Source organism: Streptomyces orinoci (assembly GCF_003121295.1).
In the GTDB taxonomy this organism is placed as follows: domain Bacteria; phylum Actinomycetota; class Actinomycetes; order Streptomycetales; family Streptomycetaceae; genus Streptomyces; species Streptomyces orinoci.
The window spans coordinates 21,888-43,972 of the sequence record NZ_PHNC01000019.1; the positions used below are offsets into that span (position 1 = coordinate 21,888).

Genomic DNA, 22,085 nt, shown 5'->3' on the forward strand with positions numbered 1-22,085 from the left:
CTTCATGGGCACCCCCCTTGGCGGGCCGACGGACGTTGTCATCGCCGGCTCGATGCCCGGGAATTCAAGGGATTTGACGCGGTGAACCCGGTTGCTGCCATGAGGTGCTTGGTCATTCCCAGGCGTTCATACACGGCGATGGCCGGCACGTTGTCCGTGTCCACCATGAGAGCGGCACGGCCGTACCGCCGGACCAGTGCCGCCGCGACAAAGCCGCTGACCGACCGCGCCAACCCCCGTCCACGGGTGGCAGGATGAGTGCAGATCCCGGCCATGAAACCGCAGCCGGCGCCCGACCATGCGTCAGCCGCGACCGCCAGGGGCTGAGGCTCTGCGTCCTTCCCCACAGTGCCGAGCACTCCCGCCCACCGCCGCACACCGGTGCGGCCGGGTTGTGCGTAGGAGTCGGGGAAGAAGTGGTCGAAAAGGGGCGCTGCTTGCTTCGCTTGCAGCTCTGTCAGCCACCGCACTTCAGCGCTGGCTGCCTTGGGCACGGATGTGGTCTCCATCCAGAAGAACCGCTGAACCGGGGCGAGGCCGGGTATCTGCCGTGCCAGCGCCTCGATCAATGGCGCCTGGCCGAACGGGCGATATGCCGGCCCCACCTCATCCAGAACATGCCGCACCAAGGGAACCGCGTCAGCGGGATCGCCCTTGACCGCGATTCGGTTGCGCTGAGAGATGTCCGGGCTCGCCACGGCCAGAGCGCTTCCGTGACGCCAGGCCCGTACTCCCGCGCCCAGACGGCCGTCCGGCTGTCCCTGGGCAGCCCACAGCGGCTGCCCGTCTCCGGCCGCGGCCTGCGCAACCTCAGTGAGCTGCACAAGTTCTTCCATCCGCCCTAACTACAATGTCTTGTTGCGCCAAGGCAAACGGGGGACCGTGAACTCTCCGACCGAGACGAAGAGTTGGGCGCGGCACTCCGGCAAGCAGACTCGGCATCCTGGTCCGAGCGCCTGCCGGAGGACGGCTGTCCGGTGCGACAGAGGCTGCCGGCCGAGCTGTGCTCGGAGCCGGTGTCAGGGCGTGTCCGTACGGCATCACGGAGGACCCGTGGCAGATTCGCCGGACCACCCGGCCACCGCGCTGCCCGGGCGTCCGCCCGTGGTGGACCCGGCCACCTGGCAGACCGCCCGTGATGAGCTGCTGCTCCGGGAGAAGGCTCACACCCGAGAGGGCGACGCCATCGCCGCGGCCCGTCGGCGGCTGCCGATGGTGGAGTTCGACGGAACGGCCGAGGTTGTCGGACCCGACGGCCCGGTCCTGTTCATGGACCTGTTCCAGGGTCGTGACGAGCTCGTGGTCTACAAACACATGTGGTACGACGGGGCACCGCACCAGGGACAGTGCGAGGGCTGTACCACCACGGCCTGGCACCTGAAGGACGCGGTCTATCTCAACGCCCGCGGTGTCTCCTTCGCCATTCTCACCAACGGCCGTTGGGAGGAGGTGGCCTCCTACATCGCGTTCATGGGTTACCGCCAACCCTGGTACTCCGTGCGAGGGTTGGACGCCCCGGTCGGCGGCGACATGGGTTACCTCACCTGCTTTCTGCGCGATGGCGACCGGGTGTTCCTCACCTACTCCACCACGGGCCGTGGCAATGAGCGGGTCAACGGGTCCTTGGGCCTGCTGGACTTGACGCCCTACGGCCGAGGGGAGGGGTGGGAGGACCAGCCCGAGGGCCGGCCCGAGGGGCGCGGCTCATGCTGGTTCTGGCGCTCGGACGCGGACGGAAACGCCACCTGGGGGCCGACCAGCCGCCCCGTGCCGCAGTGGACCCGCCCCGGCGCGACGCCGGTCACGACCCTCGGCCGGCACGGCCACGACCACTGACCCCCGCCTTCGGGGCGCGTCCAACGGAAGCCGGTGCCGCGCACCGCTCTATGAGCCACCGAGGCGGTGATCACGGCGCTGCACGGATTCCTGCGCCTCGGGGTCGGGGGTGAGCGCATCGGCCGCCTCCCCGCCTTCGTCATCGTCCTCATGGTGGCCGACCGGATCCGTCTCGGCCTGCTCGAACTCCCAAAGGACCTCCTCAAGGGCGGTCCGCGGCTTCTTCTCCTCCGGCATGGGTCTGCCTCCTTGTGATCGCGGACAGGCGGGCCCTCATGGTCTGCGCCGCACCGGGCCCCAGGGGCCCGGCTGGCCGTCGATTTCCCGGGTGGCCTCGTCGATGACCTCCTGGGAGATCCAGGCCAAGGGCTCGACGTCGCAGACCAGGGGCTCGTTGTCGGGGCCGCGGGCCGCCTCGTGCCCTCTGAGCAGCCAGGGGCGTACGCCTTCGCCCCGGAGCCGTGGAAGGTGGCTGTAGTCGTAGAGGCGGCGCGCGGCCCACAGCCGCACCGGCCGGTTCTCCCACCAGGACTCGACATCCAGGCAGTTGGCGGAGAGACCGGGCATCGCGGTGCCGGTGAGCTCATCCGTGCTGGAGGACGCGGAGAGGTCCGCGCCGGGGCCCCGGGACCAGCGCACATAGAGATGCCGGGCGCGGGTCATCCACGCTGCCAGCTCATCCAGCGAGCGCAGCGTGGGAAGGTCGTCGGGCGCGTTGCTGCTCATCGTCCTCCGGTCGTCGGCGCCATGGGCTCATGGGCCGGAAGCCGTCCGGTGAGGGATCGTCCGGCGTCCGGCCCGCGCCCGGCCCAGTCGTCTCAGTCGCTGGAGAGGACCTCGAGCAGGTCGCCGACCTTGGGGTCCGGCAGCGCCCGGGCCACATCCGCGAGGGCCACCATGCCCACCAGGTCATGGCCGTCGATCACGGGCAGCCGGCGGACCTTGTGACTGCTCATGGTGCGCAGGATCTCATCGGCGTCATCGTCGGCCCCGATGGTGACGGCTTCGCCCTGGGCCAGCTCGCCGGCCGTACAGCCGGCCGGGTCCTTGCCCTTGCCCAGCACCTTCACCACGATGTCGCGGTCGGTGAGCACGCCCTTGAGCCTGTTGTCGGTGCCGCAGATGGGCAGGGCTCCGACCCCCAGCTCGGTCATCTTCCGCGCGGCGTCCAGCACGCTTTCCTGCGCGCCCACGCACTCGGCGCCTGCCGTCATGATCTCTCGTGCCGTGGTCATGCGATGCTCCTTCCTCGTCGTCCGCAGGGGCTCCCCGCCTGCTCGCTCACGACCGCGAGCGGCGAGCGGGGGATGTTGCAACACGCCTGCCCGGCTGGTCATCGGGCTAACGTCCGTCCTGTGCCGACCACCCGAGTAGCCGGACGGGCCCGGCACCTGCGGAATCCGGGGCGGTGGGGCCCACCGAAGGAGCAATGACCGTCCGGTGCCCGCGCACCCAGCAGGATCGGTTGGCCGTGGAGGTCCTTGCGGCCGGACCATCGCAGGGAAGGGGCCGGGTCCTTTTGATCACCATCGGGGTCGAAGAAGAGTTCCTGCTGGTGGATCCAGCGACCGCCTTGCCCGTACCGCTCGCCGAGGAGGTACGCGAGATCGCCGGACTGGGCGCCATCGCGGCCGAGGGGGAGATCCAGCCCGAACTCCTGCAGGCGCAGGTGGAGATCGCCACTCCGGTGTGTGAGGACCTCGCCGAGGTCGGCGGGCACTTGCTGCGTCTGCGGCATGCGGCGGCCTCGGCCGCGACCAGCGCCGACTGCCGGGCCATCGCCTCCGGGGCCGCCCCGCTCACCGAACTCACCGGCGTACCGGTCACCCCCAGCCCCCGCTACCGCAGGCTGCGGGTACAGGGCCGGCGGCTGGTGGACGAACAGCTGGTCAACGGCATGCACATCCATGTCGCCGTACCGGACCGGGAGGCGGGGGTGGTCGCCCTGAACCGGCTGCGCGACTGGATTCCCCTGCTGGTCGCCATGTCCGGCAACTCCCCCCTGTGGCGGGGACAGGACACCGGCTTCGCCAGCTGGCGCACGGTCGTCTTCGGCCGGTGGCCGGTCAGCGGCCCGCCGCCGCACTTCGCCGACGCCGCCGACTACGACCGGCGGGCCACCGCCCTGCTGAACGCCGGGGCCATCGCCGACCTGGGCCAGATCTACTGGCAGATCCGGCTGTCCGACCGCTACCCCACAGTGGAGATCCGCTGCTTCGACGTCCAGCTGGAAGCGGACGAGGCGGCCATGTTCGCGGGCATCGTCCGGGCCCTGGTGGTCACCGCCCTGCGCGACCGCGGGGACGGCGGCCCGGCCGTCCCCTGCCGTCCGGAAATGCTGTACGCGGCCAACTGGCATGCCGCCCGGCACGGACTGGAGGGCAGGCTCATCGACGCCGAGGGCCGGCAGCGCCCCGCCGGGGACCTGGTCAGCGGCCTGCTCGACCACATCACCCCTGCCCTGGACGAGTACGGCGACACCTCCTACGTCACCGCTGCCATCCACCGTCTGCTGCGCACCGGTGCCCCGGCGGACCGGCAGCGGCAGGCTCTGGCCCGGGGCGGGATGCCCTGCCTGGTCGAGCTCATCGGCCTGGACACAGCGGCCGTGGAGTGAGCCCGGCGCGGCCGGCCGCCGGATTCCATGGCCGGGGCGCCGGGGCCAGGGTTCCCGGGCCATGGCCGTACGGGATGAATCGGCCGCCCCGGACGTTCTCCCACCAGGAGGACCGCTGCGCGGCCGAGGAGGTTGGGTTGCGTCTCTACCACAGCCGGCCCGTCGAACCCGGCTACACCCGGGTCCGTCATGGACGCGGCTTCCGCTGTCTCGACGCCCGGGGCGAGCCGCTGAGGGATGCGGCCGAACTGGACCGGGTCCGGGCGCTGGTCATTCCGCCGGCCTGGCGGAACGTATGGATCTGCACCCGGGTCAATGGGCACCTCCAGGCCGTGGGTACCGATGCCGCCGGACGCCGCCAGTACCTCTACCACCCGCGGTTCCGCGCCGAGCAGGAGCAGGCCAAGCACGATCACGTCCTGGACGTGGCGGAAACCCTGCCCGCCGTGCGGGGGGCCGTCGAGGGGCAGCTCGGGGAGCGCGGGCTGACCAGGCAACGCGTCCTGGCCACCGCGGTGCGCCTGCTCGACCTGGGGTTCTTCCGCATCGGCAGCGACCGCTACACCGAGCGGCACAACAGCCATGGGCTGACCACCCTGCTGTGCGAACACGCCCACCGGCGAAGCGGCGCCGTCGAGTTCACCTATGTCGGCAAGGCCGGCCGGGACATCACCCTGACCACCACCGACCGGGCCGTCTGCCGCAATCTCGGCGCGCTGCTGCGCGGCCGGGACGGCGGGGAGCGGCTCCTGGCCTACCGGGAGCACGGCGCCTGGCACGAGGTGAGCGGTGACGAGGCCAACGCCTACCTCAAGGAGCTGGCGGGCCTGGACATCACCGCCAAGGACTTCCGCACCTGGCATGCCACGGTCCTGGCCGCCGTGGCACTGGCGGTGTCCCGGTCCGCCGCCCGCAGTGAGACCGCCCGGCGCCGCGCCATTGTCCGGGCGGTGCGCGAGGTCGCCGGATACCTGGGCAACACCCCGGCCGTCTGCCGGGCCTCCTGTATCAACCCCCGGGTGATCGAGCTGTACGAGGAGGGCGTCACCGTCGCCGCCGCGCTGCCGCGCCTGGGTGCCGGGGCGGGCCCCGGTGCGCCCGCCACCCAGGGCCCCGCCGAACGCGCGGTGCTGCGGATGCTGCGCACCGGGGAGCCGCCGCCGGACGGCGGCTGACCGGCCGGTACCGTCCGCCCTGTTTTATCCGGCCCGTCCCGGGGACTTGGCAGCGTGTCGGCGGGGAGCACCGCCGAGGGGGCGGCGCAGGACGGAGGCAGACGATGACGGGTGACGCTCAGGGACACGGTCCCGCCTCGCACCGGGCCGCGAACGGCCGGTGGCTCGACGCCGGGGAACGGCTGTGGCGGGATGTGGCCGCCGTGGTACGGCAGGACGTGGGACCGGCGAGGGAGGAGGCGGTCGCCACGGCCCGGGAGACCGCGCTGGCCACGGCGGCGCTGGCGCTGAGCGGAGCCTGCGGGGTGCTGGCCCTGGTCTCGGCGCACCAGGCCGTGCTCCGGGCGATGGAGCGCCACTGGCCGCCGCACCGGGCGGCCTGGGCGCTTGCCGCCGGGTATGCGTCCGGCGCGGCGGTGCTCGCCTGGTGCGGCTGCGGCAAGGCCCAGGAGGCCCGCAGAGCGTCCCGGGAGGCGCTGGGGCGGGTGCTGCCCGACTGAGCGGGCCCTTGCCCTCCGTGCCCGGGCCCTCCGGTGCGTCGAATGGAGCATTCGCGACCCGGCGCTGTCATGGCGGGTCTTCCGCCGGGTACCCGCGAGGGGCGGCCGGGCGGAGAAAGGTGAGGGCATGGAGACGTCGGTGGACCGCATCGCGGAGCCCTGGGGTCCGCGTACGCCCTATGGATCCGGAGCCCGCTGGCCGGCCCGTACCGATATGTATCTGCGCCCGGGGACCGGCCCCGATGAGGTGGAACGGTGGGTGCCCGCCGCCTCGGTGCTGCACTCCAATGGTGACGCCATGGACATCGCCGTGGCGCGGGGGCGGATCGTGGGAGTGCGCGGCCGGGCGGCCGACCGGGTCAACCGGGGCCGGCTGGGGCCCAAGGACTTGTTCGGATGGCAGGCCAATGCCTCGGCGGACCGGCTGACCAGGCCGCTGGTCCGCGACGGCGGAGAACTGGTGGAAACCGACTGGGACACCGCCATGGGCCGGGTGGTCTCCCGGTCCAAGCGGCTGCTGGAGCGGCAGGGGCCGGGGGCGATCGGCTTCTACACCACCGGCCAGCTGTTCCTGGAGGAGTACTACACCCTGGCGGTCATCGCCCGGGCCGGTATCGGCACCAACCACCTTGACGGCAATACCCGGTTGTGCACCGCGACCGCCGCCGAGGCGCTCAAGGAGTCCTTCGGCTGTGACGGACAGCCGGGCAGCTATACGGACTTCGACCACGCCGATGTCATCGCGCTGTTCGGACACAATATGGCGGAGACCCAGCCGGTGCTGTGGATGCGGATCCTGGACCGGCTGGAGGGCACCGATCCGCCCCGGCTGGTCTGTGTGGACCCCAGGCCCACCCCGGTCGCCCGCCGTGCCGACGTCCATCTCGCGCCGCGCTCGGGAACGAATGTCGCCCTGCTCAACGCGCTGCTGCACCGGATCATCCGCAACGGCCGCGTGGACCACGAGTTCATCGAGGCGCACACCGTCGGCTTCGAGGAACTGACGGCCCGGGTGAGGGAGTGCACCCCGGCCTGGGCGGCCCGGATCTGCCAGGTGCCGGCGGCCTCCATCGAGCGGGCGGCCGAGCTCATCGGAGGCGCCGAGCGGCTGGTGTCCACGGTTCTCCAGGGCGTCTACCAGTCGCACCAGGCCACCGCGGCCGCCGTACAGGTCAACAATCTGCATCTGGTACGCGGCATGCTGGGCCGGCCGGGCCGCGGTGTGCTGCAGATGAACGGCCAGCCCACCGCGCAGAACACCCGGGAGTGCGGCGCCAATGGCGATCTGCCGGGCTTCCGGAACTGGCAGAACGAGCAGCATGTCGCCGACCTGGCGAGGGTGTGGAATGTGACGCCGGAGACCATTCCGCACTATGCCCCGCCCACCCATGCGATGCAGATGTTCCGCTATGCCGAGCAGGGTTCGCTGCGGATGCTGTGGATCAGCGGCACCAATCCGGCCGTCTCCCTGCCCGAACTCGCCCGTATCCGGCGGATCCTCAGCCAGGACCGGCTGTTTGTGGTGGTGCAGGACCTGTTCCTGACCGAGACCGCGCAGCTGGCGGATGTGGTGCTGCCCGCCGCCGCCTGGGGTGAGAAGACCGGAACGTTCACCAACGCCGACCGTACGGTGCACTTCTCCGGCAAGGCGGTTGATCCGCCCGGGGAGGCCCGGGCGGATCTGGACATCTTCCTGGATTATGCCGCCCGGATGGGCTTCCGGGACAAGGACGGTGCCCCGCTGGTCGGTTGGCACGACGCGGAGTCGGCCTTCGAGGCGTGGCAGCGGTGCAGCGCGGGACGGCCATGCGACTACACCGGCCTGAGCCACCAAAAACTGCGCGAGGGCGGCGGCATTCAGTGGCCCTGCAATGAGCAGGCCCCGGAGGGCACCGAACGCCTCTACACCGAGGGCTTCACCTGGGCACACCCGGATGTCTGCGAAAGCTATGGCAAGGACCTGGTCACCGGGGCGTCCATGGAACCGGCGGAATACCGGTCCCTCAACCCCGGCGGCAAGGCCGTGATCAAGGCCGCCGAGTATCTGCCGCCGCATGAGGACACCTCGGTGGAGTTCCCGCTCCAGCTGATCACCGGCCGTACCCTCTACCACTTCCACACCCGCACCAAGACCGGCCGCGCCCCGCAGCTGAATGCCGCCGCCCCCGAGGTATGGGTCGAGCTCTCCGCCGGCGAGGCGGCCCAACAGGACCTGGCCGAAGGGGACTTGGTGGAGGTGGCCACACCGCGTGGCGCGGTCCGGGGGCGCCTGCGGATCACCGCCATCCGCGATGGGATGGTCTTCCTGCCGTTCCACTACGGCTATTGGGACACCGCCGAGGGCCACCGTCCCGGCGGCGACTCCGGCCGCGCCGCCAATGAGGCCACCATCACCGACTGGGATCCGGCCTCCAAACAGCCCCTGTTCAAGACCGCTGCCGCGCGGATCGGCCTGGTGGAGCGCGCGGCGGGCACCCCGGCTCCGGCGCCGACCACCACCGCCTCCGCGCCCGCCGGAACCGGCGGCGTCCCGTCCACCACGGGCGGGCCCCAAGCGGTAGCCCTGCACACCACGGAGGGCCGGCCGTGAACGGTGTCAAGCTGACCCTGCGGGCCCTGCACCATGGTGAACGCGCCCTGGAAAGGCGTCTGTTGGCGGTGGCCCAGCGCCACCGTACCGAGCATGAGATCCACCATGTCTCCCGTGATCTAGCCCGCTGGTCCCGGGAGCACGCCGCCCGCCTCGCCGAACAGGGCCGCCACTACGGCCTGGACCTCTCCGGCCCGGCCGGGCACCTGCCCGCCGATGCCCTGGCGGTGCTGCGCGAGAGGGCCGCCGTCGCCATGGGCCGCCGCCGGGAGGCGGGACTGCTGCTCCTGCACGACCTGCGTTCGCTGTATCTGTCCGCCGCGGGCAACTCGGTCCACTGGGAGATGCTCGCCCAGACGGCCCAGGCCACCAAGGACACGGGGCTGCTGGCCCTGGTCTCTTCCTGCCACCCGCAGACGCTCCGGCAGGTCCGCTGGGCCAACACAATGATCAAGAACCTTGCGCCGCAGCTGCTTTCCGGTCTGTGAGCGGCCGCCTTGCTTCAGCTGGTTGCCACGGGCCTTACAGTCAGGCAAATGTCACTGAGCCGCATCCTTCTCCCCTCCGGCCGTTCGATCGAGCTCACCGAGGTGCGTATGGCCTCGACCTACGGCGGGATGCTGGAGGGTTACCCATGCCAGCCCGTCAACGAGATAAAGCTCCGCGGTCTGTTGCGGACGGCCGAAGGGGCCTTTCCCGGTACACCGGTGCACCTTGTTTCGCCGTCCCGTGAGTATCCGGACGAGAGCGCAGGCGCGTTCGGCCCCGTCGAGGTGCTGCCGCCGGTGGCCTGCGTGGGCAAGTTCCGCTCCGCGGCGGTCAGTTGCGAGCATGATCCGGTGCGGTACCGCTCCGTCCTCACCGTGGCCTGGTTCCAGCACGGCCTGGAGGTGCCGTCGGGCGATGGCCTTGGGCTGCGCGATGTTCCGTGGGAGGACTTGGCGCAGGACTACGAGCTCTAGGCGGGTGTCCGAAGACTCATGGACCGTGCCGGTATCGTTCCTCCGGTAAGCGGCCCCATACCTCGGTCAGTCGTCACGTGCGGGCCGTCTGTGGCTGGTCGCGCAGTTCCCCACGCCCCTGACGGGGCCCGGCAGACACCCCCCCAGCGGCACCGGGCTACCGCGCCCGGGGTCAGGCGGTCGCCAGCGTGGCGGCCTGCCGGCGGAGTTCCGTCAAGGTGAGCCGGAGCAGCGGGTGTTCCTCGCTGCCGCGGCGGACCGCGGTGAAGACGCGGCGGGTGGGGCCCGGCCCGCGCAGCGGACGGATGGCGGGGGTGAGCGCGGGACGGATGCCATGGAGCGCCGAGCGGGGTACCAGGGCGACCCCCGCGCCCGCGGTGACCAGGGCGCAGACCGCGGAGAAGTCGTCGGACAGGCACTCCACCTCGGGCTGGAAGCGGGCCTGTTCGCAGGCGCGCAGCACCGCCTCATGGACGGGGTTGCCCGGCCAGGGCGTGATCCAGGGGTCGTCGCGCAGATCGGTGAGGCCGATCTCGGGTTTGTCCGCCAGGCGGTGGCCGGGCGGCAGCACGGCGTCGAAGGGCTCCTCGTAAAGCGGGGCGTGCAGGAATCGCCGCCCGCCCGGTGCCAGGGAGTCGCGGTGTTCGACGGCCACGGCGATGTCCGCCTCGCCATCGGCGAGCAGCCGGGCGCTGGTGTGCCCCTCCGCGTCCTTGACCCGGATCCGCACCTGGGGTGCTTGGCGGGCCAGGGCGGCCAGGGTGGGGGCCACCACCTCGGTGATGGAGGTGGCGAAGGCGGCAATGGTCACCTCGCCCACCAGGCCCGTGGAACACCGCGCCAGATCCGCCTCGGCCCGCTCCAGCTGGGCGGAGATCTCATCGGCGTGCCGGGCCAGGACACTGCCGGCGGCGGTGAGCCGGACCAGCCGGCCGCGCCGCTCCAGCAGGGCGTGCCCGGTCTCCGCCTCCAGGGCGGCCAGCTGCTGGGAGACGGCCGAGGGCGACAGATACAGCGCATGGGCGGCCGCGGTGACGGTGCCATGGGTGGCCAGGGCGCGCAGCACTCGCAGACGGCGGGGGTCGATCACCTGTTCACTATCGCATTCACCCCAGCCCCCTATGAAGCCGAGCTTCACAAGACTCGCAGAAAAATGTTGATGGACTTCATAACCACTCAAGCCCCAGAGTGATCTCTTATGAGGGCATTGGTGAAGACCGCGGCTGGTCCGGGTCTCGAACTGACCGAGGTGCCGACCCCCGAGGCCGGCCCCGGACGCGTACTGATCAAGGTGCTGCGCACCGGCATCTGCGGTACCGATCTGCACATCGACACCTGGGACGACTGGGCGGCCCGGGTGGTCCGCGCCCCCCTGGTCCTGGGCCATGAGTTCGCCGGTGAGGTCGTGGAAACCGGGCCCGGCGTCACCTCGGTGAGCGTCGGCGACATCGTCAGCGGCGAGGGCCATCTGGTCTGCGGCACCTGCCGCAACTGCATGGCCGGCCGCCGCCATCTGTGTATCCGCACCGTCGGCCTCGGCGTCCACACCGATGGCGCCTTCGCCGAGTATGTGGCCCTGCCCGAGTCCAATGTCTGGGTCCACCGGCATGAGATCGACATCGATGTCGCCGCGATCTTCGACCCATTCGGCAACGCCGTGCACACCGCCCTCTCCTTCCCCGTGCTCAACGAGGACGTCCTGATCACCGGGGCCGGCCCCATCGGCATGATGGCCGCGGCCGTCGCCAACCACGCCGGTGCCCGCTCCACCGTGATCACCGACGTCAGCCCCTACCGGCTCGCCCTGGCGGAGAAGATGGGCGCCACCCTCGCCCTGGACGTCAGCACCCGGCGGATCGCCGACGTCATGCCGGAACTCGGCATGACCGAGGGCTTCGACATCGGCATGGAGATGTCCGGCCGCTCCGACGCCCTCCAGGACATGATCGCCACCATGTCGCCCGGCGGCCGGATCGCCGCCCTCGGCCTGCCCACCGGCGAGGTGAGCATCGATATGGCGACGGTCGTCACCCGCATGCTGACGCTCCGCGGCATCTATGGCCGCGAGATGTTCGAGACCTGGTACGCCATGTCCGTCCTGCTGCGCAGCGGCCTGGACATCTCCCCGGTGATAACGCACCGCTTCGGCTTCGAGCAGCACGCCGAGGCATTCGCCACGGCCCGCTCCGGCCAGTGCGGCAAGGTCGTCATCGACTGGACCCGTCCGGCCGTCCCGTAACCGCGCTCACCCCCTGACGTAGCGACGTACGACCACACGAGGAGTCCCCCATGTTCGACGGCATGCGCGAGCATCTGCGCAAGGAGCTGCAGGACATCCGTGACGCCGGGCTGTACAAGTCCGAGCGCGTGATCACCAGCCCGCAGTCCTCGGCCATCAGCGTCGGCGACGGCAAGGTCCTGAACTTCTGCGCCAACAACTACCTGGACCTCGCCGACCACCCCGAGGTCATCGCGGCCGCCAAGCAGGCCCTGGACGACTGGGGCTTCGGCATGGCCTCGGTACGGTTCATCTGCGGCACCCAGACGCCGCACAAGGAGCTGGAGGAGAAGATCTCCCGGTTCCTGGGCATGGAGGACACCATCCTCTACAGCTCCTGCTTCGACGCCAACGGCGGCGTCTTCGAGACCCTGCTGTCCGCCGAGGACGCGGTGATCTCCGATGAGCTCAACCACGCCAGCATCATCGACGGCATCCGGCTGTCCAAGGCCGCCCGCTTCCGCTACCGCAACCGCGACATGGCCGACCTGGAGCGCTGCCTGAAGGAGGCGTCCGGCGCCCGCCACAAGCTGATCGTCACCGACGGCGTCTTCTCCATGGACGGCTATATCGCCCCCCTGGACGAGATCTGCGAGCTCGCCGAGCGCTATGGCGCGCTGGTCATGGTCGATGACTCGCACGCGGTGGGCTTTATCGGCGAGGACGGCCGGGGCACCCCCGAACTCTTCGGGGTGACCGACCGGATCGACATCATCACCGGCACCCTCGGCAAGGCCCTCGGCGGCGCCAGCGGCGGCTATGTCGCCGCCCGCGCCGAGATCGTGGAACTGCTGCGGCAGCGCTCGCGCCCGTACCTGTTCTCCAACTCCCTCGCGCCGTCCATCGTCGGCGCCTCGCTGCGGGTACTCGACCTGCTGGCCGAGTCCGGTGACCGGCGCATCCGGCTGCGCGAGAACACCATGCTGTTCCGCAAGGAGATGACCGAGGCCGGTTTCGAGGTGCTGCCCGGCGAGCACCCGATCACCCCGGTGATGATCGGCGACGCGGCCCTGGCCGCCCGGATGGCCGCGGACCTGCTGGAGAAGGGCGTCTATGTGATCGCCTTCTCCTACCCCGTGGTCCCCAAGGGCAAGGCCCGCATCCGCGTTCAGCTGTCCGCTGCGCACTCCCGCGAGGATGTGCTGCGCACGGTGGCGGCCTTCCGTGAGGTACGCGACGCGATTGGCGCCGCCACGGCCTGACATGGGTGACGAACGGACCGGGTGGGCGGCATGGTTGTGCCGCACACCCCGGTCCGTTCGTGTCCACGGTGCCTGGTCAACTGGCGCATAGCGCGGCCGGGTTGGCGCCGTCGCACCCGAACCGTCAGCGAGCGAGCCCGAGTCGCGAAGGGAACCCATGCCGCTCCCCATGCCCCTGAGCTGCGGCCTGGAGCAGCTGACCGTCATCCGGCACGGGCAGAGCATGGCCAATGTGCTGTTCGCCGAGGCGGAACCGGACGCGGGGGTAAGGGAGTTGGCGGAGAGCGGCGACGCCCGCGTACCGCTGTCGCCGCTGGGCCGCCGACAGGCGCAGGCGACCGGGGAGTGGCTGGCGGCTCTCGGCCCGGACGACCGTCCTCACCTGGTGCTCTGCTCCCCCTACTCCCGGGCGCTGCAGACCTGGGAGGGCATCACCTCGGTGCTGCGCGAGCCCCCGCCCCCCATGCTCGTGGACGAGCGCCTGCGGGACCGCGAGATGGGCACCCTGGAGCTGCTGACACCGTCCGCCGTCCGGGCCCGGGCGCCGCAGGAAGCGGAGCGGCGTGCCCGGGTGGGGGAGTGGTTCTACCGGCCGCCCGGCGGCGAGTCATTGGCCGATGTGACGGTGCGCCTCCGCGACCTCCTCGTCGAGCTCCGGGACGCCGCGGCAGGCCGGCGGGTGCTGATGGTGGCCCATGACGCGGTGGTCGCCGCCGTGCGCCACGCCCTCGCCGGACTGGGCAGCCCGGCCCCGGACCTTCTGCCGGTGCCCAACGCGTCCATCTCGCGGTGGGCCGGCGGTAACGGCCGGCTGTGGCTTGTGGAGTACGGCAGCACTGCTCACCACTCCCCGGTCCAGGGGCTGTCCGATGGCTCTTGACCGCCGTTCTGCGACGACCCGCACTCCAGCGCGCCGGGTGCGCCGTAAGGGGCGCGGGGCGCTGCGTTATGCGGGTCCGCCGCGTGGGCGCGACCAGCCGTCGAGGGCCCGCACTGTGCATTGCCCATGAGTACCCCCCGGTCTGACAAGGAAGCCTTCTTCCGGGTGCGGGCCGTGGATGGCCGATCGCGCCGTTCCCCGCGCCCCTTACGGGCCGCCTCCGGCCGGCCGGTGAAGGCCGATCCGCCCGCCAACTAGGTCAGGCCCTGTCCGCAATGGTCTCTAGCGTTGTACCCGACCGACCGAGAAGACGGAACACAATGGAGGGCGACACCATGACCATGGACAAGCGGACCACCGGGGGCCAGTCCAAGATGCCGGCCGTGACCGGCGAGCGCGCCGATCTGTTGGAGGCGCTGGCCAAGCAGCGGCACTTCCTGCGCTTCACCACCCGCGATCTCACCGATGAGCAGGCCGGCCGGCGGACGACGGCCAGCGAGTTGTGCCTGGGCGGCCTGATCAAGCATGTCACCGCGGGGGAGCGGAGGTGGATGTCCTTTGTGCAGGAAGGGCCGTCGGCCATGGGCGACTTCAGCGCCATGACCGAGGCCGACTTCGCCCGGTGGGCCGACGACTTCCGGATGCTGCCCGGCGAGACGCTGCCCGGTGTGCTGGCCGAGTACGCCGAAGTGGCCCGCCGGACCGATGAGTTGGTCGCCACCCTGCCCGACCTGGACGCCACCCAGCCGCTGCCGAAGGCGCCGTGGTTCGAGCCCGATGGGCGGTGGTCGGTCCGCCGGGTGCTGATGCACATCATCGCCGAGACCGCCCAGCACGCAGGGCATGCCGACATCATCCGGGAGTCCCTGGACGGCGCCAAGAGCATGGGCTGACCGACGACGCTCCTCGCCCGCGCCCGCAACGGGGCGTGGGAGGGGCTGTGTTGTACAGCCCGACCAGCTACGAACGGCCGCCGTATTCGGCTCGCCGACCGCTCAGCCACGCCGCAGTATCGCGGTGGCTGTCTCCAGGAAGCCGCGCAGCACTCTGTCGTGCCGGTCCGTGGCGACGGCCAGGCAGGTCTCGATCCCCGGGGCGTCTGTGACGGGGAGGTGGGCGAGGTCGGGGCGGGAGTAGGAGCGTGCGACGCTCAGCGGGACAAGTGCGATGCCGTGCCCGGAGGCGATCAGCTCGAACTTCTCCTCGATGGACGACGTCCGCCGATTCGGTACATCGAGCATCCGCTCACCGTCGAGGTCGGCCATGCTCAGCTCCTGACGAGCCGCCAGGGGATGCGCCGCGGGCATACAGGCGAACCTGGGATCCTGGCCGATGGGAACGATATGCAAGCCCGACTCATCGAACTGCCGTCGCAAGTAGGCGATTTGGGCGCGGCCGTCCCGGAGCGGCCGGTCCGGCTCCCACCAGCGGGTCGGGATGAGGTCGATCTCGACATCCGCGTGGCGCGAGGTGAACTCCCGGATCGCATCCGCCACATACAGACCTGGGGAGAAGGCGATGGCGAGCCGTTGGACGCCCTGATCGGCATCGTGGACGCGCCGGACCGCCGCGGCGATCGACGGAAGGATCTGCTGCGCCTCCTCATAGAGCTGTTGACCGGCGGCGGTCAGCTCCACGCTACGGGTGGTCCGTATGAGAAGTTTGCACCCCAACTCCTGCTCAAACGACTTGATTTGACGGCTGAGAACCGGCTGGGCGATGAAGAGCCGTTCCGCCGCCCGGCCGAAGTGCCGATGCTCGGCCACCGTGGCGAAGTAGCGGAGCTTGCGCAGATCCAGATCCATACCGTGAAGGTATCAATTGCCGGGAAGGGTATTGGACGCCACGGATGCCCCGCCCCGAGACTCGACGCATGATCGTCATCACCACTCCCACCGGCCAGATCGGCGGCCGGCTGCTGAAGATACTTCTCGACGAGACCCGCATAGGCGGCGAAGAGCTACGGGTCATCGTGCGTGACCCCGGCAAACTTCCCGACGCGGCCCGCGCCCGCATCGACGTCATCACCGGCTCGCACGGCGACGCCGAGGTCATCGACCGGGCCTTCGCCGGCGCGGACGCCGTCTTCTGGGTGGTTCCCTCAAATCCGCGGGGGCTGAGCCTGGACGCCATGTACTCCGGGTTCACCCGCGCTGCCGCGAAGGCGTTTACCACTCATGGAGTCGGACATGTCGTCGGTGTCTCGGCGCTCGGCCGGGGCACTCCCGTCGCCGGCCACGCCGGGCATGTGACGGCGTCGCTGGCCATGGACGACCTCATCGCGAGCACGGGCGTGGCCTACCGGGCGCTCGCCAACCCGACGTTTATCGACAACCTGCTGTGGCAGACGGCCTCGATCCGCGACCAGGGGATGTTCACCGGCACCGTGGCCGCCGACCGCAAGACACCAATGGCCGCCACCCGGGACATCGCCGCGGCCGCCGCCGGCCTGCTGCTCGACCGCTCGTGGACGGGAACCGACGAGGTCCCGGTGCTGGGCCCGGAAGACCTCTCGCCGAACGACCTGGCGCACATCATGTCCGAGGTGCTGGGCCGCCCGATCCGCTACCAACGACAGACGCTCGACGAACTCCGCACCGTACTCGCCGGGCAGGGCATGGGGGACACACTTGTGCAGGGCTACCTCGACATGATGGAAGCCAAGGACAACGGCCTCGACGACGGGGTGCGGCGCACTCCGCGGGCCGCGAGCCCGACGACCTTCCGCGAGTGGTGTGAGCGGGTCCTCAAGCCGGCGGTCCAGGCATGAGCGCCCGCACCGCCCTCATCGTCGGAGCCTCCCGGGCCCTTGGGCTGGCCCTGGCCACCGAGTACGCGCACCGGGGTTGGGACGTCATCGGGACCGTCCGGGGCGATCGGCGCACCGGTCATGTCCTCGCGCCAGGGCAGCCTCGAAATGAACGTCAGGGGCGGTCAGGACGTCTACCCGGGCCAGTAAGGCCGCCCTCAACCAGCTGATGCGCAGCTACGCCGCCCGGTACGCCGTCGCCGCGCATACGCTGCTGCTGATGTGCCCGGGCCATGTCCGCACCGAACTCGGCGGCCCCGAGGCGCCGTTGACCATCGACCAGTCCATCCCGGGCGTGGCGGACACCATTGACCGCCACAGCGGTCAGCCGGGCCTGAAGTACCTCAACCACCAGGGTCAGACCGTGCCGTGGTAGCTCCCACGGGGGTCGGGAACCAGGTGTTCCCGGATGCCGGCACACCACCGGTGTCCGTGGGCCTCGGCAGCATGCCCAGGCGTATCTCCACGGACGTCGCCCGGGCGGCCGTCGAGGCGGTATGTGCACAGGGTCGCCGGGTCTTCCGTCGGGCGCTGCGGGCCGCCGTGGCTCCACCATGGCGCCGCCGGTACCACCACGACCGCCACCGGGCCGGCTCGTCCCAGGTGGCGGTGGCCCGGGCGGCGTCCCGGCCCTTGCGCTTGCCGGTGGGAATGATCAGGCCAGGCTGGATCCGCTCGACCGACTCGCCGTTCGCCCGGCGCCGGAGCACGGTGTGGACGGTGAGGTGGTCGGCGAGCGCGAGCGCGGCCTCGAACTGGGGGCGGACCCGGACACGGGTGCTGATCTTCTCGGAGAACACCTTGTCGCGCGGGATGCCGTGCTTGGCCAGGGCGTCGAGCTGGAGAATCGGGGCAGGGGCCGGTTCGACCGTCAGGTCGGCGCTCACTGGGACAAGATCGTTGCCTGACCTTTCCCGGCGGTCGCTGACAGATGAGGGGTGGCCCGGCCCTGTGGCCGGGCCACCCCTCGGGGCTTGCGGCTGTCAGGCGGGCTGCGCGGCGGGCGCTGGGGCGGGGGTCTGATGGGCCTTGCTGGTCTCGCGGAGGGCCAGCAGGCGGCTCCATCGCCGCCGCGCAGGACGTTGATCATGTCGCCGAACGGGGCGACGGCCTCCATGAGCAGAACCCAGCCCAGGGCGCGGCGGTGGCCCGTCACGATCGACCCCGAACTGCCCGACCTGCCCGTCGAACCGCGCGAGGCGATCGGCCGTACGCTGGTGAGCCACTTCCTCACCCTGTGGGAGGAGAACGGGGAGCTCACCGCACTGATGCGGGTCGGAGTCACCGATCCGGCCGCCGCCGATCGCATGCAGAGTGTGCTGCGCGAGCAGTTGATCCCCTTGGCCCGCCAGGTGGGCCCCGATCCGGAGCAGGCGCCGACGCGGGCGGCGCTGTGCGCCTCGACCGTGCTGGGGCTCGCGCTGACGCGCTACGTGCTGCGGTTCCCGGCGAGCGTGGCGCTCGACCGCGACGAGATCGTGGACTGGCTCGGATCCACGGTCCAGCGGTATCTCACCGCACCCACGCCCTGAAGAACGCGTCGTGGGCACCCACCGCGCCCTTGGTCACGGCGGGTGCCCTCAAAGGGAAGCTGAAAAGGATCAGCCCTCCTTCTGCGGCTTGCGGGACTTGTCGCCGGGCATCATGACGCCGGCGGGCACGCAGCCGGAGGCCCACACGGCGCAGCCGCAGATCGCCGGGCCCGTATCCCAGAAGGGCACCCGTCCCGGGAAGTGCGATGGCCATTGACCATGACCCGATAGGTGCCCTGACGCCGCGTCATTCGCCGATGCCCTCGTCGTCCTCGTCGAGGCGGACGGTTGACGGGCCACAGCGCCTTGACCCGGCCTTTGAGGTGTTCGTCGACCGGCTCGTTCAACCACCGTGCGGTGATCGGCCACCGGCCACCCGGCCCGCCCACCCCGGGCAGTAGCGGAGCGATACGTTCCCATTGGGCGCCGGTCAGTTCATGCCACCGCGCCAGGCAAGAGCCATCAGACACTGCCCAGTCCGCGGGCCCCGCCGCCGAAGCCGTTGTGGTGACCGGAACGCTCGCCCGGCGGAATACTCCGCCGCGCCCGCTGGTTGGCTCGCCATGTGTCTGATGATCGTCAATGGCCCGGCCATATCCATCCCTTGCTGGCCGCCCGGTTCAGCCCCTACAAGTTCGACCCCTCCGGTCGGGTCGATGACCGCACCCTCGGTCTCCTGCTGGAAGCGGCCCGTTGGGCGCCTTCCGCCGGGAACTCCCAGCCATGGGGCTTTCTGGCCGCCAGGCCGGGCGAGCCGGACCATGAGCGGGTGCTGCGCCATCTCGCACCCAGCTCCGCCCGCTGGGCGGCGGATGCCGGACTGCTTGTGGTGGCAGTGACGCGGCGCACGGTTGACGACTCGGAGGTCATGTACTCCGAGTTCGCCGACTACGACCTGGGGCAGGCCGTCGCTCATCTGACCATCCAGGCCCAGGCCCTGGGCCTGTCCGCCCATCAGTTCCGGGCCTTCAACCTGGAAGCGCTCACCGAGGAGCTCCGGCCGAATCCCGGCTGGGCGATTGTTTCCATGATCGCGGTCGGTAAGGCGGCGGATGAGCCGCCGGTGGTGCGGCAGCGACGCAGTGTGGCCGAACTCCGCGCCGACCCCTGGGCGGCACGGGCCTGAGCCCACCCGGCGGAGCTGCGTATCGAGCGGCCGTGGTCAGGTGGTCGCCGTCGTGTCCTGCTGTGCCGCCCGGCGCAGGGCCGCCGCGGTCGCGGACGGGTCGTAGTCCGGTGCGACGCCCTCGACAAGGACGATCTCGGCTTCCGTGTGGTCGGCGCGCAGATGCAGGATGTCCTGGTAGGCGGGGGAGTGGTACCAGGCCCGCGCCTTGGCCAGGTCGGGGAACTCCAGGATCACGGCCGCCGCCCAGCGGCCCTCCATCTCGTACTGTTCGCCGCCGTGCACCAGGAACCTGCCGCCGAAGGGGTCGAGGGTGGCCTGGATCCGGTCGATGTACTCGATCACCTGGGGGTGGTTGCTGGTGCGGTGGAAGTGGGCGATGGCATAGGCGGTCATATGACTGTCCAGTTCTGTGCGGGTGTTCAGCTGCGCTTACGGTGATCAGCATGCCGCCGGAAGACGGGGCGGTCGATTACCCGCCGGGTAATGATCTGGTCGAGGAACCCGGGGGCGGGCGCGCTGTCAACCGGGCCCGCCGGTCCGGGCGTTCACCCACGGGGACCCCCCGATACTCATGCGTTTCCCCTTCCCGGGTTTGCCGGTCGCCGTAGTGTTGCTGAGCGCAATACTTCGGCCATGGTGGCGACCGGACCATATGACAAGAAGTCCGAGACCTTGAGGCTGGGCGACTTCACCGTGGGCCCCCGGATGCTGAGGATCACGGCCTGGGCCTTGCCGGTCGGCGTGGCGGGAGCGGTGGCCGCGCTGCTGCTCCTACGGCTGATCGGGCTGATCACCAATCTGGTCTTCCGGCAGTCCTTCAGCTGTGCGCTGATCGACCCAGGACGGCAACACGCTCCCTGGTGGCTGGTGTTGAGCGCCCCCGCGCTGGGCGGTCTGGTCATCGGGGTGATGGCCAGGTTCGGCTCGCAGAAGATACGCGGGCATGGCATGCCCGAGGCGATCGAGGCGATCCTGACGCGCGGCAGCGTGATCGCCCCCAGGGTGGCCCTGCTCAAGCCGGTCTCCGCGGCGATCAGTATTGGCACCGGGGGCCCGTTCGGCGCCGAGGGGCCCATCATCATGACCGGGGGCGCCATTGGCTCACTGCTGGCCCAGGTGCGTCATCTGACGGCCAGTGAGCGCAAGACGCTGCTGGTCGCCGGTGCCGCTGCTGGGATGGCCGCCACCTTCAACTCGCCGATGGCGGCGGTCCTGCTCTCCGTGGAACTGCTGCTTTTCGAATGGCGGCCGCGCAGCTTTGTGCCGGTGGTGGCCTCCGTCGCGGTGTCCACGGTGGTAAGGGACCTGCTGCTGGGCAACGCGCCGCTGTTCCCCGCCACCGGCTCCGTACCGCATCTGACGCCGCTGGTCCAACTCCTCGCGGTGGTCAGCGGGTTGACCGGCGGTGTGCTGGCCGTGGCGGTGACCTGGCTGGTCTACCGGGCCGAGGACGCCTTCGCCAGGCTGCCCGTGCACTGGATGTGGTGGCCGGCCCTGGGGGGCCTGGTCATCGGGATCGGCGGTCTGGTGGAACCCCGGGCGCTGGGGGTGGGGTACGACGTGATCGGCGAGCTGCTGGCCGGGCGGGCCACGCTCTCGCTCATCCTGTCCATCCTGGTGGTCAAGACGCTGATCTGGTCCCTGTCGCTGGGCTCGGGCACCTCCGGCGGAGTGCTCGCCCCGGTCTTTATGATCGGCGGGGCGCTCGGCGCCTGGGAGGGCATGGCCTTCCCGCCGGTCACTCCCGGCTTCTGGGCCATGCTGGGGCTGGCGGCCGTGGTCGGCGGGGTGCTGCGCTCGCCGCTGACGGGGGTGGTGTTCACCCTGGAGCTCACCCATGCCTGGGACACCGCACCGGCCCTGCTGATCTGCGCCACCTCGGCCTATGCGCTGTCGGTGCTGGTGCTCAGGCGCTCCGTCCTCACCGAGAAGATCGCCCGCCGGGGGCTGCACCTCACCCGCGAGTACGTCACCGATCCGCTGGAGTCGTACTTCGTCCACCAGGTGATGGACCCGCGGCCCTGCACTCTCACCGAGGACGACATCCTCGGCGAGGCCCTCACCGAGAACCTCAGGGCCCGGCTGCGCACCGCTCGGCGGCCACAGCGGCTGATACCCGTGCTGAGGGCGGACGGGACCCTGCTCGGCCTGGTCACCGCCCGCAGCCTGCTGCCCGGTTCCGCCGGGCCCCGCACCGCTTCCGGCGCGGCCCGTCCCTGCCGGCTGGTGCTCCACCCCGAGATGACGCTCCGCCAGGCCGCGTCCCTGTTCGCGGAGCACACGCTGACCAGTGCCCCCGTCCTGGACCGGGCCGGCGGCCGGCTGGTCGGCGTCCTCGACCTGCCGGACCTGCTGCACGCCCGGCGCCGCCGGCTGGCCGAGGAACGCCACCGGGAACGCATCATCCTGCGGCGGCCCCGGGGCAGCGCTCCGGTCATGGGGCCGGTCGCCCCTGCGGAGCCCTCCAAGAGCCAGTGAGCTCCCGCTCGTTCCCATGGCATACGAACACCCATATGCATGGCCATCGCAACTATTGCCAGCGCAAGAAAAACTTCCTATAGACCTCCCCAACTCC

Annotated in this window: 24 protein-coding genes and 1 pseudogene; 17 read left to right on the forward strand and 8 right to left on the reverse strand. The window is 70.7% G+C overall.

Going from position 1 to position 22,085, the window contains the following annotated elements:
• Window positions 1–38: 38 nt before the first annotated feature.
• Window positions 39–698, reverse strand: coding sequence for a GNAT family N-acetyltransferase (locus tag CV755_RS13635; protein WP_241561193.1), 660 nt, complete (start codon window positions 696–698; stop codon window positions 39–41).
• Window positions 699–713: 15 nt separating this feature from the next.
• On the opposite strand from CV755_RS13635, the gene CV755_RS36695 reads away from it, so the two are divergent.
• Window positions 714–845 carry a hypothetical protein gene (locus CV755_RS36695; RefSeq protein ID WP_277751810.1) on the forward strand — a complete coding sequence of 44 codons (132 nt, stop codon included), beginning with the start codon at window positions 714–716 and terminating at the stop codon, window positions 843–845.
• Between the two features lie 208 nt (window positions 846–1,053).
• Window positions 1,054–1,836 carry a DUF899 family protein gene (locus tag CV755_RS13640; RefSeq protein ID WP_109280498.1) on the forward strand — a complete coding sequence of 261 codons (783 nt, stop codon included), beginning with the start codon at window positions 1,054–1,056 and terminating at the stop codon, window positions 1,834–1,836.
• A gap of 48 nt (window positions 1,837–1,884) precedes the next feature.
• Here CV755_RS13640 and CV755_RS13645 read toward each other — a convergent pair whose 3' ends face one another.
• From CV755_RS13645 to CV755_RS13655, 3 genes are all read right to left on the reverse strand, one after another.
• Window positions 1,885–2,073, reverse strand: coding sequence for a hypothetical protein (locus tag CV755_RS13645; protein WP_109280499.1), 189 nt, complete (start codon window positions 2,071–2,073; stop codon window positions 1,885–1,887).
• A 36-nt stretch (window positions 2,074–2,109) separates the two neighbouring features.
• Window positions 2,110–2,562, reverse strand: a complete 453-nt coding sequence (locus CV755_RS13650) for a DUF6098 family protein (protein ID WP_109280500.1) — start codon at window positions 2,560–2,562, stop codon at window positions 2,110–2,112.
• 92 nt (window positions 2,563–2,654) lie between these two features.
• Window positions 2,655–3,071 carry a CBS domain-containing protein gene (locus CV755_RS13655; RefSeq protein ID WP_109280501.1) on the reverse strand — a complete coding sequence of 139 codons (417 nt, stop codon included), beginning with the start codon at window positions 3,069–3,071 and terminating at the stop codon, window positions 2,655–2,657.
• Window positions 3,072–3,355: 284 nt separating this feature from the next.
• On the opposite strand from CV755_RS13655, the gene CV755_RS13660 reads away from it, so the two are divergent.
• The 6 genes from CV755_RS13660 (at window position 3,356) to CV755_RS13685 (ending at window position 9,680) form a co-directional block, all read left to right on the forward strand.
• The gene (locus CV755_RS13660) at window positions 3,356–4,453 is read left to right on the forward strand and encodes a carboxylate-amine ligase (protein WP_109280502.1); all 1,098 of its coding nucleotides are present in this window, start codon (window positions 3,356–3,358) and stop codon (window positions 4,451–4,453) included.
• A gap of 137 nt (window positions 4,454–4,590) precedes the next feature.
• The gene (locus CV755_RS13665) at window positions 4,591–5,628 is read left to right on the forward strand and encodes a DNA topoisomerase IB (RefSeq protein ID WP_109280503.1); all 1,038 of its coding nucleotides are present in this window, start codon (window positions 4,591–4,593) and stop codon (window positions 5,626–5,628) included.
• Window positions 5,629–5,732: 104 nt separating this feature from the next.
• Window positions 5,733–6,128 (forward strand): phage holin family protein, encoded by a 396-nt coding sequence (locus CV755_RS13670; RefSeq protein WP_109280504.1) that lies wholly within the window; start codon window positions 5,733–5,735, stop codon window positions 6,126–6,128.
• 127 nt (window positions 6,129–6,255) lie between these two features.
• Window positions 6,256–8,718: a molybdopterin oxidoreductase family protein gene (locus CV755_RS13675; protein WP_109280505.1), complete on the forward strand. Its 2,463-nt coding sequence runs from the start codon at window positions 6,256–6,258 to the stop codon at window positions 8,716–8,718.
• Window positions 8,715–9,206 (forward strand): hypothetical protein, encoded by a 492-nt coding sequence (locus CV755_RS13680; RefSeq protein WP_109280506.1) that lies wholly within the window; start codon window positions 8,715–8,717, stop codon window positions 9,204–9,206. The genes CV755_RS13675 and CV755_RS13680 overlap by 4 nt, the downstream gene beginning before the upstream one ends.
• A gap of 48 nt (window positions 9,207–9,254) precedes the next feature.
• Window positions 9,255–9,680, forward strand: coding sequence for a hypothetical protein (locus tag CV755_RS13685; RefSeq protein ID WP_109280507.1), 426 nt, complete (start codon window positions 9,255–9,257; stop codon window positions 9,678–9,680).
• A gap of 172 nt (window positions 9,681–9,852) precedes the next feature.
• On the opposite strand, the gene CV755_RS13690 is transcribed toward CV755_RS13685, so the two are convergent.
• On the reverse strand, window positions 9,853–10,770 hold the full coding sequence (locus CV755_RS13690) for a LysR family transcriptional regulator (RefSeq protein WP_109280508.1): 918 nt from the start codon (window positions 10,768–10,770) through the stop codon (window positions 9,853–9,855).
• Window positions 10,771–10,878: 108 nt separating this feature from the next.
• Here CV755_RS13690 and tdh point away from each other — a divergent pair, with 108 nt between their 5' ends.
• The 4 genes from tdh to CV755_RS13710 all read left to right on the forward strand — a co-directional run bounded on the left by tdh (window position 10,879) and on the right by CV755_RS13710 (window position 14,933).
• Window positions 10,879–11,919, forward strand: a complete 1,041-nt coding sequence (gene tdh / locus CV755_RS13695; RefSeq protein ID WP_109280509.1) for an L-threonine 3-dehydrogenase — start codon at window positions 10,879–10,881, stop codon at window positions 11,917–11,919.
• Between the two features lie 50 nt (window positions 11,920–11,969).
• Window positions 11,970–13,160 (forward strand): glycine C-acetyltransferase, encoded by a 1,191-nt coding sequence (locus CV755_RS13700; RefSeq protein WP_109280510.1) that lies wholly within the window; start codon window positions 11,970–11,972, stop codon window positions 13,158–13,160.
• A gap of 169 nt (window positions 13,161–13,329) precedes the next feature.
• Window positions 13,330–14,040 carry a histidine phosphatase family protein gene (locus CV755_RS13705; RefSeq protein ID WP_241561194.1) on the forward strand — a complete coding sequence of 237 codons (711 nt, stop codon included), beginning with the start codon at window positions 13,330–13,332 and terminating at the stop codon, window positions 14,038–14,040.
• Window positions 14,041–14,375: 335 nt separating this feature from the next.
• Window positions 14,376–14,933 carry a DinB family protein gene (locus CV755_RS13710; RefSeq protein WP_109280528.1) on the forward strand — a complete coding sequence of 186 codons (558 nt, stop codon included), beginning with the start codon at window positions 14,376–14,378 and terminating at the stop codon, window positions 14,931–14,933.
• A gap of 102 nt (window positions 14,934–15,035) precedes the next feature.
• Here the strand turns inward: CV755_RS13710 and CV755_RS13715 are convergent, their stop codons facing one another.
• A complete protein-coding gene (locus CV755_RS13715) occupies window positions 15,036–15,845 on the reverse strand; it encodes a LysR family transcriptional regulator (RefSeq protein WP_109280512.1) in 810 nt (269 codons plus the stop codon).
• A gap of 68 nt (window positions 15,846–15,913) precedes the next feature.
• Between CV755_RS13715 and CV755_RS13720 the strand changes: the two genes are divergently transcribed.
• Together CV755_RS13720 and CV755_RS37185 are read left to right on the forward strand one after the other, a co-directional pair.
• The gene (locus CV755_RS13720; RefSeq protein WP_109280513.1) at window positions 15,914–16,810 is read left to right on the forward strand and encodes an NAD(P)H-binding protein; all 897 of its coding nucleotides are present in this window, start codon (window positions 15,914–15,916) and stop codon (window positions 16,808–16,810) included.
• A 208-nt stretch (window positions 16,811–17,018) separates the two neighbouring features.
• On the forward strand, window positions 17,019–17,225 hold the full coding sequence (locus CV755_RS37185; protein WP_422070547.1) for a Rossmann-fold NAD(P)-binding domain-containing protein: 207 nt from the start codon (window positions 17,019–17,021) through the stop codon (window positions 17,223–17,225).
• On the opposite strand, the gene CV755_RS36935 is transcribed toward CV755_RS37185, so the two are convergent.
• Entirely contained in the window at window positions 17,194–17,736 is a 543-nt protein-coding gene (locus tag CV755_RS36935; RefSeq protein WP_338323655.1) for a recombinase family protein, read from the reverse strand. The genes CV755_RS37185 and CV755_RS36935 overlap by 32 nt on opposite strands.
• 264 nt (window positions 17,737–18,000) lie before the next feature.
• Between CV755_RS36935 and CV755_RS13740 the strand changes: the two are divergent.
• Together CV755_RS13740 and CV755_RS13745 are read left to right on the forward strand one after the other, a co-directional pair.
• A pseudogene (locus CV755_RS13740) lies at window positions 18,001–18,381 on the forward strand (TetR/AcrR family transcriptional regulator); the annotation flags it as partial.
• 565 nt (window positions 18,382–18,946) lie between these two features.
• Window positions 18,947–19,507, forward strand: coding sequence for a nitroreductase family protein (locus CV755_RS13745; RefSeq protein WP_109280514.1), 561 nt, complete (start codon window positions 18,947–18,949; stop codon window positions 19,505–19,507).
• 36 nt (window positions 19,508–19,543) lie between these two features.
• Here the strand turns inward: CV755_RS13745 and CV755_RS13750 are convergent, their stop codons facing one another.
• On the reverse strand, window positions 19,544–19,903 hold the full coding sequence (locus tag CV755_RS13750) for a DUF1330 domain-containing protein (RefSeq protein ID WP_109280515.1): 360 nt from the start codon (window positions 19,901–19,903) through the stop codon (window positions 19,544–19,546).
• A gap of 240 nt (window positions 19,904–20,143) precedes the next feature.
• On the opposite strand from CV755_RS13750, the gene CV755_RS13755 reads away from it, so the two are divergent.
• Window positions 20,144–21,988 (forward strand): chloride channel protein, encoded by a 1,845-nt coding sequence (locus CV755_RS13755; RefSeq protein WP_241561195.1) that lies wholly within the window; start codon window positions 20,144–20,146, stop codon window positions 21,986–21,988.
• The last annotated feature ends 97 nt before the right edge of the window (window positions 21,989–22,085 follow it).

Coding starts and splice junctions, on each gene's coding strand:
- tdh (WP_109280509.1), top strand. CDS start 10,879: ATGAGGGCATTGGTGAAGACCGCGGCTGGTCCGGGTCTCGAACTGACC.
- CV755_RS13755 (WP_241561195.1), top strand. CDS start 20,144: ATGGTGGCGACCGGACCATATGACAAGAAGTCCGAGACCTTGAGGCTG.
- CV755_RS13670 (WP_109280504.1), top strand. CDS start 5,733: ATGACGGGTGACGCTCAGGGACACGGTCCCGCCTCGCACCGGGCCGCG.
- CV755_RS13650 (WP_109280500.1), bottom strand. CDS start 2,562: ATGAGCAGCAACGCGCCCGACGACCTTCCCACGCTGCGCTCGCTGGAT.
- CV755_RS13720 (WP_109280513.1), top strand. CDS start 15,914: ATGATCGTCATCACCACTCCCACCGGCCAGATCGGCGGCCGGCTGCTG.
- CV755_RS13645 (WP_109280499.1), bottom strand. CDS start 2,073: ATGCCGGAGGAGAAGAAGCCGCGGACCGCCCTTGAGGAGGTCCTTTGG.
- CV755_RS13655 (WP_109280501.1), bottom strand. CDS start 3,071: ATGACCACGGCACGAGAGATCATGACGGCAGGCGCCGAGTGCGTGGGC.
- CV755_RS13675 (WP_109280505.1), top strand. CDS start 6,256: ATGGAGACGTCGGTGGACCGCATCGCGGAGCCCTGGGGTCCGCGTACG.
- CV755_RS13705 (WP_241561194.1), top strand. CDS start 13,330: ATGCCCCTGAGCTGCGGCCTGGAGCAGCTGACCGTCATCCGGCACGGG.
- CV755_RS13700 (WP_109280510.1), top strand. CDS start 11,970: ATGTTCGACGGCATGCGCGAGCATCTGCGCAAGGAGCTGCAGGACATC.
- CV755_RS13715 (WP_109280512.1), bottom strand. CDS start 15,845: ATGGATCTGGATCTGCGCAAGCTCCGCTACTTCGCCACGGTGGCCGAG.
- CV755_RS13750 (WP_109280515.1), bottom strand. CDS start 19,903: ATGACCGCCTATGCCATCGCCCACTTCCACCGCACCAGCAACCACCCC.
- CV755_RS37185 (WP_422070547.1), top strand. CDS start 17,019: ATGCGCAGCTACGCCGCCCGGTACGCCGTCGCCGCGCATACGCTGCTG.
- CV755_RS13710 (WP_109280528.1), top strand. CDS start 14,376: ATGACCATGGACAAGCGGACCACCGGGGGCCAGTCCAAGATGCCGGCC.
- CV755_RS13685 (WP_109280507.1), top strand. CDS start 9,255: ATGTCACTGAGCCGCATCCTTCTCCCCTCCGGCCGTTCGATCGAGCTC.